The organism is Variovorax sp. P4_D9, assembly GCF_056401695.1.
This window is the reverse complement of sequence record NZ_JBFUIU010000285.1, coordinates 1-10,776: the sequence shown is the minus strand read 5'-3', so window position 1 is coordinate 10,776 and position 10,776 is coordinate 1. Positions and strand designations below refer to the sequence as shown.

Sequence of the window (10,776 nt, the reverse complement as noted above, 5' to 3'; positions counted from 1 at the left end):
CCGTTCTAGCAGGCCTCGTTCAGACCGGCGGGCGCAGCGCGTCCGCCGCACCGGGCTTGACCGCATCGGCGCTGGGCGCCTCGGCAACGGCCTCGTCCTCGACCACCTCGGGCCGGGTCAGCTTCCACTCGGCGAGCTTGCCGCCCACGAAGGTGCAATCGACCCAGGAGCCGCCGGCATCGGTCCAGCGGAAGACCTCGGGCTGTTCGTCCTTGGGCGAACGCTGCTCGCCGAGCGCGCGGGTCATCGCGATCACGTGCAGCAAGGTGGCCTTGGGCTTGAGCTTGGCGTTGAGCATCACCGCGCTGGCGACCGTGCCGACCGGCCGGTCGGCCGCGCGCTTGAGCACCTGCATCGTGCGGTTGAAGTGCATCAACAGGAACATGACGATGGCGCCGCCGACCAGTGCCACGCCGGCCCAGCCGTAGCTGCGATAGGCCACGCCGAGAAGGACCAGGCCGCCGACGGGAACGAAGATTTTGCTGAGATTCATGGAGGAGGATTGTCGCCCGGGCGGAGGCGCCGCTGGTTCGCACTGGCTGATGCCGATTAGGCGAACATCTTCCAATCCATGACGTATTAACTATCCAAAATATGCCTATTAAGTTGTTTTATGGTCACAATCGTCCTTTTTTTACCTCTTATATCATTTAACGCAATGCATGATGATAAATGCCCTAATTAGGGCATTTAAGTCAATTTTTAACAATAAGAGGCATAATAAAGACACTTATTCCTCCTGGTCCTACCATGACGCTCCACATCGAAACGCCAGAAGAGATGGAAGCCGCCCTCGGTGAGCGGCTGAAGGCCCTGCGCCTGGCCCGCAACCTGGACCAGAAATCACTGGCCGAACGCGCAGGCGTCAGCGTGCGCGCGCTGCGCAACCTCGAGGGAGGCCAAGGCTCGACACTGAAGAGCCTCGTGCGGGTGCTGCGCGCCCTGGGCCGCGAAGACTGGCTCAAGTCCATCGCCCCGGTGGCGACCATCAATCCGCTCATGCTCGGCCGTCGCGCAGAGCCGCGCCAAAGAGCGGGCAGGCCCCGGAGAGCCGCGTGACCACCACCAGGAAGAAGAGCGCCCCCTATAAGCATGTCGACCGGGTCGATGTCCATTTGTGGGGCGAGCGCATCGGCGCCGTCGCCCTCGACCCGGCCTATGGCTACTACGCCTTCGCTTACACCGAAGACTTCAAGGCCTCCGGCGTCGAACCCTCGCCATTGCACATGGCGGCGCGCGACAGCGAGACCTACCTGTTCACCGACCTGCCAGAACTCACGTACCGGCGCTTGCCGGCGCTGCTCAGCGACGCGCTGCCCGACGATTTCGGAAACGCCCTCATCAACCGCTACATGGCCGACAGGGGCATTGTCGCCAGCGCGGTGACGGCGCTCGACCGCCTGGCCTACATGAGCACTCGCGCGATGGGCGCCCTGAGCTTCAAGCCATCCCGAGGCCCGGCGACCCAGAAGGCGACGGCGATCGTGCTGGACAGCCTCGTCGAGCAGGCACGCAAGGCCGTCGTCGGCCTCATCGACGACGACGATCACGCCAACGCGGCGCTTCGCAGCATCATCGACGTCGGCACCTCGGCCGGCGGCGCGCGGGCCAAGGCCGTCATCGTGCTGAACCCGGAAACGGATGAAATCCGCGCCGGCCAAGTCGATGCGCCCGAAGGCTTCGAGCATTGGCTGCTCAAGTTCGACGGCGTGGGAACGGACCACGAGCTGGGCACCTCGCGGGACTACGGCCGCATCGAATACGCCTACCATCTGATGGCGCGCGCCGCCGGCATCGACATGACCGAGTGCAGGCTCCTGAAGGAGAACGGCCGGGCGCACTTCATGACCCGGCGCTTCGACCGCGCTCCGGGCAATGTTCGACATCACTTGCAGACCCTGTGCGCGATGGACCACCTGGACTACAGGAAGAAGGGCGCCAACGCGTACGCCCAGCTGTTCATGGTCATCCGCGCCCTCGACCTGCCCTACGAGGCGATGGAAGAAGCCTGGCGCCGAATGGTCTTCAATGTGATGGCGCGCAACTGCGACGATCACACGAAAAATTTCTCATTCCGGCTGCAGCAGGGGAAGCGCTGGGAGCTGTCACCCGCCTACGACATCAGCTTCGCCCACAACCCCAAGGGCGAATGGACACACCAGCACCTGATGTCCGTGAACGGCAAGTTCAAGGGATTCGGAATCGACGACCTGCACGCAGAAGCAACGCGATTCGGGGTGGGGACCGCCAAGCGGGTCATCGAGGAAGTCAGGACGGCCCTCCACGACTGGTCGAGATTCGCTCAGGCGGCGGAGGTCTCCGACACGCAGTCCCAGGCCATCAAGGAGCAGCTTCTGCTGCTGCGCTGATTCCGGCCAGGATCGCCAGCCAGAGGCCCCCCGGTCAGATGTGCAGCGCCGCCAGTGCGCCGACGATGACCCCCAGCGATGCGACACCGAGCATGCCCCACTCCAGCCACTTCTTCCGCGTCAGCAGCGCCATGGCGGCCAGTGCGATCGACACTTGGAGCGCGGTGGTCGCCTGCGCCCAGCGATGATGCTGGTGCATCTGCTGCTCGGACTTCTCGTCCCAGTCGAGGGCCTCCTTCTCGAGCTGCTGCGCGACCAGCAGGATCTCCGCCTTCTCCTTGTCATAGCGGGTGAATTTCTCCTGCCAGGACGACTTTCGCTCGTCCGAAGCCATGTCCCGCGCTAGCTCGGCGAGCGACTGCTTCGTGCTCTTGGCCTGATAGAAGTTCCACTGGTTCGAGGCCTCGGTCTTCTTGATGCCCGCGTTGTTCTTGTAGAGGCCCGCGTTGGCCTGGGTCAACCCGCCCATGTACGCGAAGATCGCCCCGACCGTGGCGATGACCGCGGTGCACACGGCGATCTGGCTGGTCATGCTCCTGCGGCCGCTGCTGTCGCCGGCCTCCGAATGGTGAGCCTCGTGCGAACCGGCGTGCTCGAGCTCGTGATCGTGCGGGCCATGCACGTGAAAGCCGCTTCCTGACATAGGGGTCTCCGAATCAATTTGAATAAATGGGCGCGGCTGCAAGTATGCCCAGCCTGGAGCGGGGGTCCTGTCAGCCGCGCGAGACCTCGATGCTGTACAGCCCCCAGGGGCACAGCGCGAAGCGCTCCTTGAGCGGCTTGTCCTTGAAGGCCGCAAGCGTGTCGGCTTCGTAGATGGCCCATTGCGGGCCCAGCCCGCCGAGCGCGAGCGGCGCGCCGTCCATCTCGGTGGCGACGATCATGCGGAAGCTGCGTGCATCGGCCATGCGAAGCGGCACGACATAGCCATCCACGGCACGAAGGCCGAGCATCGCATCGCCCGCCACGCCCACCGACTCCAGCACGCTGGTCAGCAGCGGGCCGGAGAGCGCATGCATCTTGGCGTCGTACTCGAGCGTCGCCTTGATCCGGACCACCGGCAGCCGGCGCAGGGCGTCGGCGTCGAGCACGTACGCTTGGTCGAACTTGACGCCGTGCTTGACCATCAACTGGTCGAGCGCGGGATCGACCGGACCGCGGTTGGTCTTGCCGACCCCACCGCTGACGGTCAGGAGGCCGGGGCCTTTCGGGGCCGGGTCGGCCGCCAGGGCGCGAGTCGCGGGCAGCAGCCCGGCAAGGGTTGCGGTACCGAGAAAGTGGCGTTTGTTCATCGGCCGATTGTGGGGCGTTGGGGTTGGCTCCGTCTACCGTCCCGGCCCGTCGCGCGCCTCAAGCCCGCTTGCGCAGGAAGACATGCGTCGCCCGCTCGCCGGTCACGCTTTCGGCGCACTCATAGCCCAAGGCGGGCAGGTCGAGCCCCTGGAAGAGAGGCTCCCCGGCGCCGAGCAGCACGGGCCGCACCGCCAGATGCAGTTCGTCGATCAGCCCCGCGCCCAGGTACTGCCGCACCGTGGACACGCCGCCGCCGAGGCGAACATCGAGTTGGCCGGCCGCGGCCTTGGCCTGCGCCAGCGCCGCGTGGATGCCTTCGGTGACGAAGCGGAACTCGGTGCCGCCGGCCATTGCGAGCGGCGCCCGCGCATGGTGCGTGAGCACGAACACTGGCGTGTGGTACGGAGGCTCGTCGCCCCACCAGCCTTTCCAGCTGTCGTCCGGCCAAGGCCCGCGCACCGGGCCGAACATGTTGCGCCCGATGATCCAGGCGCCGATGCCGTCGAAGCCCTGCGCCGCGATGCGGTCGTCGACGCCGGTCTCGCCATCGGCCTCGCCGTGCATGCGGCGCCACATCCGGGTGTGGAAGAACCACTCCATCAACTCGGGACCTCGAACACCGAGCGGGTTCTGCAGGCTCTGGCTCGGACCGGCCCCGTAGCCGTCGAGGGAGATGGCGAAACTCTGGACGCGCAGTCTGGACATGGGGGTTCCTTGAATTTCAGCAGGGGGCGGCGTATTTTCTCGTAGCCGAACCCGACAGCGACATCCGTCCTCTTCTTACATATTGGCCGAGGCAAATGCAAGATAAGGGATTCAATGAACTCCTACTGTCCCTCGACCAGGGATCTTCCGGGCGGGGCACTCTCGCCATGACGAAGTACTGCAACGACTGCCACACGGCAAACAAGGACCGCGCCAAGTATTGCTGCTCTTGCAAGGGCCGGTTTTCAGGTGTGCGCTTCGGAGCCCACACGTCCGCAGGCACCTTTCCTGATTCGCTCCCGGCGCCGCGAACGCCGAAGCAAATGCGCGGCAGGTCGGCGCCAACGCGCACCAGCCTGCTGGTGATCTTCCTCCTGCTCCTGCTCGGGCCGTTGACGTACCAGGAAGAAAGCCGCTTCCTCGCGCAATGGTCGCTGGTCAGGAATTCGGTCGCCACCGCATGGCAGCGGTCGTGGGCGTCGATCGCCGCTCCCGCCCCCTGGCGCAGCGCAGCCGCCCGGCCTTCGGCCGCGATAGCCCCCGCACCCGCTGAAACGCCTTCGCCGCCGGATGCAGCGCGGGTCGCCGTCGCCGCGCGAGCGGGCGAGACGGTGGTCCCGGCAGCCATCGAATGCACCGACGCGCGTGCGGCGCTGTCCCTTTGCGCGAAAGAGCACGCGGCCAACAGGCCGTAGCCGAACGCGAACGCACGCGCCCGGGTAGGCCTTCGGGCCRCACCAATCCGGCGGCCCATGCGCCACAACGGCGCGCCGCACCCTCCCTTGCCGACGAAGCGGGCCCGATTTCGCGCCGAAAGCCCTCCAAACACCCGGCACGGTTGTTGCTTGACACCCTTCACTGTTCCGCCGGCACCGTTGCCGCGGATTTTTGCAGTGCCTCCGCTAATGACGGCGGGATTCGAGCGAGCTGAGAGCGACGACGCCGGCAGTTCGCCTGTTCCAACCCAATTCGCATCCGTTCCACGCGGGGGCCCACTGCGGCTGTCTTTCCGACAGCCTTTCCTGTGGTCTGAACCCCGTCACGAGAGCGGTTGTCTGCAGGATCCGACATGAAAATCGCAGTGATTGGCCACGGCATGGTGGGCCACAAGTTTCTCGAGCAACTCCACGAGCTCGGCCTCGCCGATGCACAGGTCACCGTGCTGTGCGAGGAGCCTCGGCCTGCCTACGACCGGGTTCATCTCTCCGAATTCTTCGCCGGCAAGACGGCCGAAGACCTGTCGCTGGTCGAACCCGGCTTCTTCGAGCGCAGCGGCTTCACGCTGCGCCTGGCCGCCCGCGCCGTGGCCATCGAGCGACGCGACAACACCATTACCACGGCCGATGGCGAGGTGGTGCACTACGACAAGCTGGTGCTGGCCACCGGCTCGGCGCCCTTCGTGCCGGCGGTGCCCGGCCGCGACCGGCCCCACTGCTTCGTCTACCGCACCATCGAGGACCTCGAAGCGATGAAGGCCTGCGGCGCCCGATCGAAGACCGGTGTGGTGGTCGGCGGCGGCCTGCTGGGCCTCGAATGCGCCAAGGCCCTGCGCGACATGGGCCTCGAAACCCACGTGGTGGAGTTCTCGCCGCGGCTGATGGCGGTGCAGGTCGATGAAGGCGGCGGGCGCGCGCTGCGCAACAGCATCGAGGGCCTGGGCGTGCACGTGCACACTGGCCGCAACACGGTCGAGATCACCGATGGCGCGACCGCGCGGCATCGCATGGTGTTCGCCGACGGCACCCACCTGGAGACCGACATGATCGTGTTCTCGGCCGGTATCCGCCCGCGCGACGAACTGGCGCGCCAGTGCGTGCTGGCGGTCGGCCCGCGCGGCGGCGTGGCGATCGACAGCCACTGCCGCACCAGCGATCACGACGTCTATGCGATCGGCGAATGCGCCTCATGGAACGAGCAGACCTTCGGCCTCGTTGCGCCGGGCTACGACATGGCCCGCGTCGCCGCGAAGCACATCGCCGGGCAGAACGACGCCGCCTTCACGTGCGCCGACATGAGCACCAAGCTCAAGCTGATGGGCGTGGACGTGGCCAGCATCGGCGACGCGCACGGCAAGACGCCGAAGTCGCGCGCCTACCAGTACATCAACGAGCACAAGCAAATCTACAAGAAGATCGTGGTCAGCGAGGACGGCAAGCAGCTGCTGGGCGCGGTGCTGGTCGGCGACGCGGCCGAATACGGCACCCTGCTGCAGATGGCGCTCAACGGCATCACGCTGCCGGCCGACCCGGAGTTCCTGATCCTGCCATCGAGCGATGGCAAGGCCAAGCCCGGGCTCGGCGTCGACTCGCTGCCCGAGAGCGCCCAGATCTGCTCGTGCAACAGCGTCACCAAGGGACAGATCTGCGCGGCGGTCGGCAACGGCGCCTGCACCACGGCCGAGCTGAAGGCCTGCACCAAGGCCGGGGCCACCTGCGGCGGCTGCGTGCCGCTGGTCGGCCAGGTCATGAAGGCCGAGATGGCCAAGCGCGGCCTGGCGGTCGACAACCACCTCTGCGAGCACTTCCCCTATTCGCGCCAGGAGCTGTACCACCTGGTGCGCGTCGGCGAGATCCGCAGCTTCGAGGACCTTCTCGCGAAGCATGGCAAGGGGCTGGGCTGCGCTGTCTGCAAGCCGACCGCCGCCAGCATCTTCGCATCGTGCTGGAACGAGTTCGTGCTCAAGAAGGAGCTGGCCGGGCTGCAGGACAGCAACGACTACTTCCTCGGCAACATCCAGAAGGACGGCAGCTACTCCGTGGTGCCGCGCATGCCCGGCGGCGAGGTCACGCCCGAAGGTTTGATCGCGGTCGGCCAGGTGGCGAAGAAGTACGGCCTCTACACCAAGATCACCGGCGGCCAGCGCGTGGACCTGTTCGGCGCCCGTGTCGAGCAGCTGCCGGTGATCTGGGAGGAGCTAATCGCCGCCGGCTTCGAGTCCGGCCACGCGTACGGGAAGTCGCTGCGCACCGTGAAGAGCTGCGTCGGCTCGACGTGGTGCCGCTTCGGCGTGGCCGACAGCGTGGGCCTCGCGGTTGAGCTGGAGAACCGCTACAAGGGCCTGCGCGCACCGCACAAGATCAAGTTCGGCGTCTCGGGCTGCACCCGCGAATGCGCCGAGGCGCAAGGCAAGGACGTCGGCATCATCGCCACCGACAAGGGCTGGAACCTCTACGTCTGCGGCAATGGCGGCATGAAGCCGCGCCACGCCGAGTTGATCGCCTCGGACTTGAACAAGGAAGAGCTGGTCCGGCTGATCGACCGCTTCCTGATGTTCTATGTGCGCACGGCCGACCGCCTGCAGCGCACCAGCACCTGGCGCGACAACCTCGAGGGCGGCCTGGACTACCTGAAGGGCGTGCTGATCGAGGACACCCTCGGCCTCGGCGTCGAACTCGAAGCCCAGATGCAGCACGTGGTCGACACCTATCAGTGCGAGTGGAAGACGGCCGTGAACGACCCGGTCACGCGCCAGCGCTTCCGCTCCTTCGTCAACAGCGAGAAGCCCGACGAGCACATCGTGTTCGTGCAGGAGCGCGGCCAGATCCGGCCCGCCCGCGCGGAAGAACGCGCCGACGTCGCCATCGCCTGAACACCCGAGGAAATCCAAAATGAACGCTACCGACACCCCCTCCTGGACCGCCGTCTGCGCCGCCGGCGACATCCTGCCCGACACCGGGGTCTGCGCCCTCGTCGACGGCGTGCATGTCGCGATCTTCCGCGTCGGCCGCGCGCAGGACTTCTACGCCATCGACAACGTCGATCCCAAGGCCCAGGCCAGCGTGCTGTCGCGCGGCCTGGTGGGCAGCATCGGCGAGCGCATCGTCGTTGCCTCGCCGCTCTACAAGAACCACTTCGACCTGCGCAGCGGCGAATGCCTCGAAGCGCCCGAGCACTCGGTGCGGGCCCACGCGGTGCGCGTGCAGGAGGGCCGCGTGCTCGTCGCCCTCGCCTGACCCGGTCGCTTTCAAAACCTCGCTTCTTCTTCAAGTCTTCAAGGAATCCCCATGGCCTACCTAGCCCCTGCCGAGTTCGTGACCAAGATGGTCGACGCTGGCGAATCCAAGCTCCTGATGTCGACCCGCGACACCTTAATCCGCTCCTACATGGCCGGCGCCATCCTGGCGCTGGCGGCGGCCTTTGCCGTTACCGTCTCGGTCAACACGGGCAACCCGCTGGTCGGAGCGATGCTGTTCCCGGTCGGCTTCATCATGCTGTACCTGATGGGCTTCGACCTGCTGACCGGCGTCTTCACGCTGGTGCCGCTGGCGGTGCTCGACAAGCGCCCCGGCGCCACCTGGCGCGGGTGCCTGCGCAACTGGGGGCTGGTGTTCGTCGGCAACTTCGCGGGCGCGCTGACGGTCGCGGTGTTCATGGCGATCATCTTCACCTTCGGTTTCAGCGAGGCTCCCAATGCCGTCGGCGAGAAGCTCGGCCATATCGGCGAAGGCCGCACGCTGGGCTATGCCGCGCACGGCGCCGCCGGCATGCTGACGCTGTTCATCCGTGGCGTGATGTGCAACTGGATGGTGTCCACCGGCGTCGTCGCCGCGATGATGTCGACCACGGTCTCCGGCAAGGCCATCGGCATGTGGATGCCCGTGATGATCTTCTTCTACATGGGCTTCGAGCATTCGATCGTCAACATGTTCCTGTTCCCCACCGGCCTAATGCTCGGCGGCAAGTTCACGCTGATGGACTACTTCATCTGGAACGAACTCCCGACGGTGCTCGGCAACCTGGTCGGCGGCCTGACCTTCGTCGGCGCGACCCTGTACGCGACCCACTACAAGACCGCGCCGAAGCGCGCCCTGATCTGACGGCCTCGCGTCCATGTGCAGCGCTTTGCGCGTGACGCTCGGCCAGCACTCGCTGGCCGGGCCCCATTCGGTGAACCAGGATTTCCACGGCGCCATGCTTCCGGAGGGATCGCTGCGCATCTCCAAGGGCATCGCGGTCGCGCTCGCCGACGGCATCGGCTCCAGCCGCGTCAGCCAGGTGGCGAGCGCCGCGGCGGTGCGCGGCTTTCTCGACGACTACTACGCCACCTCCGACGCGTGGTCGGTGCGCCGCTCGGCCCAGCGGGTGCTGAGCGCCACCAACTCGTGGCTGCATGCGCAGACCATGCGCAGCGACGCGCGCTTCGACAAGGACAGCGGCTACGTCTGCACCTTCAGCGCGCTGATCCTCAAGGGCCGCGACCTGCACCTGCTGCATGTCGGCGACGCGCGCATCCATCGGCTGCACCCGCATGCGCTGGAACAGCTCACCGAAGACCATCGCGTCCATGTGTCGTCGGTCGAGTCGTATCTCGGGCGTGCGCTGGGTGCGGCCCCCAACGTCGAGATCGACTACCGCTGCTGGCCGGCGGAAGTCGGGGAGGTCTACCTGATGGCCACCGACGGCGCCTATGCGCACCTCGATGCCGAGGCGGTGCACCAGGCGCTCGCCCGCTGCGGCGACGACCTCGACGAGGCGGCCCGCCTGCTCGCGTCGGCGGCACGGGCGAAGGGCGGGAACGACGACAGCACGGTGCAGCTGCTGCGCATCGACGGATTGCCCTTGGCCGACGCCGCGCAGCTGCAGTGGCAGCGGGAGGGCCTGGCGATCCCGCCGCCGCTGGCGCCGCGGGCCCACTTCGAAGGTTTCACGCTGGTGCGCGAGCTTCACGTGAGCTCGCGCAGCCACGTGCACCTGGCCGTAGACGATGCGACCGGGCAGCAGGTGGTGCTGAAGCTGCCTTCGGTCGACTTGCGCGACGACCCGGACTACCTCGACCGCTTCGTGCTCGAAGAATGGGTGGCGCGGCGCATCGACAGCCCGCACGTGCTGAAGGCCAGCGCGATCGACCGGCCGCGCGGCCACCTGTATGTCGCCATGGAGTACGTCGACGGCCAGACGCTGGCGCAATGGATGGTCGACCACCCCCGGCCGACGCTGGACAGCGTGCGCGGCATCGTCGAGCAGCTGGCCAAGGGGCTGCAGGCGCTGCACGGCAAGGAGATGCTGCACCAGGACATCCGCCCCGAGAACGTGATGATCGACCGCACCGGCACTGTCAAGATCATCGACCTGGCGACGACCCACGTGGCGGGCCTGGCCGACAGCGCGCGCGACAAGCGCGCGACCGCCATCGAAGGGACCCTGCAGTACACCGCGCCTGAGTACTTCGTCGGCCATGGCGGCAGCGCACGGTCGGACCTGTTCTCGCTGGCCGTCCTCRCCTACCGGATGCTGACGGCGCAATTGCCGTATGGCCTGCAGGTCTCGCACCTGCGGACCGCAGCCGATGCCAACCGGCTGCGCTACCTGCCGCTGCGCCACTTTAGGCCCGACCTGCCGGCGTGGGTCGATGCGGTGCTGCAGAAGGCACTGCATCCGGACCCAGTGAAGCGACAGCAAGCGGTGTCAG

Annotated in this window: 11 protein-coding genes; 7 read left to right on the top strand and 4 right to left on the bottom strand. The window is 66.8% G+C overall.

Going from position 1 to position 10,776, the window contains the following annotated elements; translation table 11 throughout:
- Nucleotides 1-19: 19 nt before the first annotated feature.
- Complete coding sequence (locus AC1DY5_RS26935; RefSeq protein WP_478116360.1) at nt 20-493, bottom strand: glycerate kinase; 474 nt, start codon at nt 491-493, stop codon at nt 20-22.
- 257 nt (nt 494-750) lie between these two features.
- On the opposite strand from AC1DY5_RS26935, the gene AC1DY5_RS26930 reads away from it, so the two are divergent.
- Together AC1DY5_RS26930 and AC1DY5_RS26925 are read left to right on the top strand one after the other, a co-directional pair.
- Nucleotides 751-1,059 (top strand): helix-turn-helix domain-containing protein, encoded by a 309-nt coding sequence (locus AC1DY5_RS26930; RefSeq protein ID WP_478116358.1) that lies wholly within the window; start codon nt 751-753, stop codon nt 1,057-1,059.
- Entirely contained in the window at nt 1,056-2,369 is a 1,314-nt protein-coding gene (locus AC1DY5_RS26925; protein ID WP_478116357.1) for a type II toxin-antitoxin system HipA family toxin, read from the top strand. The genes AC1DY5_RS26930 and AC1DY5_RS26925 overlap by 4 nt, the downstream gene beginning before the upstream one ends.
- 34 nt (nt 2,370-2,403) lie before the next feature.
- Here AC1DY5_RS26925 and AC1DY5_RS26920 read toward each other — a convergent pair whose 3' ends face one another.
- The 3 genes from AC1DY5_RS26920 to AC1DY5_RS26910 form a co-directional block, all read right to left on the bottom strand.
- A complete protein-coding gene (locus AC1DY5_RS26920; RefSeq protein ID WP_478116356.1) occupies nt 2,404-3,012 on the bottom strand; it encodes a DUF4337 domain-containing protein in 609 nt (202 codons plus the stop codon).
- Between the two features lie 70 nt (nt 3,013-3,082).
- Nucleotides 3,083-3,661: a putative pterin-binding protein gene (locus AC1DY5_RS26915; protein WP_478116354.1), complete on the bottom strand. Its 579-nt coding sequence runs from the start codon at nt 3,659-3,661 to the stop codon at nt 3,083-3,085.
- 58 nt (nt 3,662-3,719) lie between these two features.
- Nucleotides 3,720-4,367 (bottom strand): dihydrofolate reductase family protein, encoded by a 648-nt coding sequence (locus tag AC1DY5_RS26910; protein WP_478116353.1) that lies wholly within the window; start codon nt 4,365-4,367, stop codon nt 3,720-3,722.
- A 362-nt stretch (nt 4,368-4,729) separates the two neighbouring features.
- On the opposite strand from AC1DY5_RS26910, the gene AC1DY5_RS26905 reads away from it, so the two are divergent.
- From AC1DY5_RS26905 to AC1DY5_RS26885, 5 genes are all read left to right on the top strand, one after another.
- Nucleotides 4,730-5,062, top strand: coding sequence for a hypothetical protein (locus tag AC1DY5_RS26905; RefSeq protein WP_478116351.1), 333 nt, complete (start codon nt 4,730-4,732; stop codon nt 5,060-5,062).
- Nucleotides 5,063-5,436: 374 nt separating this feature from the next.
- On the top strand, nt 5,437-7,956 hold the full coding sequence (gene nirB / locus AC1DY5_RS26900) for a nitrite reductase large subunit NirB (RefSeq protein ID WP_478116350.1): 2,520 nt from the start codon (nt 5,437-5,439) through the stop codon (nt 7,954-7,956).
- 19 nt (nt 7,957-7,975) lie between these two features.
- Nucleotides 7,976-8,320 carry a nitrite reductase small subunit NirD gene (nirD, locus tag AC1DY5_RS26895; RefSeq protein ID WP_478116349.1) on the top strand — a complete coding sequence of 115 codons (345 nt, stop codon included), beginning with the start codon at nt 7,976-7,978 and terminating at the stop codon, nt 8,318-8,320.
- 51 nt (nt 8,321-8,371) lie between these two features.
- On the top strand, nt 8,372-9,184 hold the full coding sequence (locus tag AC1DY5_RS26890; protein WP_478116348.1) for a formate/nitrite transporter family protein: 813 nt from the start codon (nt 8,372-8,374) through the stop codon (nt 9,182-9,184).
- A gap of 13 nt (nt 9,185-9,197) precedes the next feature.
- On the top strand, nt 9,198-10,776 hold a 1,579-nt coding region (locus AC1DY5_RS26885; RefSeq protein WP_478116347.1), incomplete at its 3' end, for a bifunctional protein-serine/threonine kinase/phosphatase.

Bases quoted from the DNA above. Each gene is read 5' to 3' on its own strand.
- AC1DY5_RS26915 (WP_478116354.1), bottom strand. From the start codon at position 3,661: ATGAACAAACGCCACTTTCTCGGTACCGCAACCCTTGCCGGGCTGCTG.
- AC1DY5_RS26920 (WP_478116356.1), bottom strand. From the start codon at position 3,012: ATGTCAGGAAGCGGCTTTCACGTGCATGGCCCGCACGATCACGAGCTC.
- nirB (WP_478116350.1), top strand. From the start codon at position 5,437: ATGAAAATCGCAGTGATTGGCCACGGCATGGTGGGCCACAAGTTTCTC.
- AC1DY5_RS26935 (WP_478116360.1), bottom strand. From the start codon at position 493: ATGAATCTCAGCAAAATCTTCGTTCCCGTCGGCGGCCTGGTCCTTCTC.
- AC1DY5_RS26930 (WP_478116358.1), top strand. From the start codon at position 751: ATGACGCTCCACATCGAAACGCCAGAAGAGATGGAAGCCGCCCTCGGT.
- AC1DY5_RS26890 (WP_478116348.1), top strand. From the start codon at position 8,372: ATGGCCTACCTAGCCCCTGCCGAGTTCGTGACCAAGATGGTCGACGCT.
- AC1DY5_RS26910 (WP_478116353.1), bottom strand. From the start codon at position 4,367: ATGTCCAGACTGCGCGTCCAGAGTTTCGCCATCTCCCTCGACGGCTAC.
- nirD (WP_478116349.1), top strand. From the start codon at position 7,976: ATGAACGCTACCGACACCCCCTCCTGGACCGCCGTCTGCGCCGCCGGC.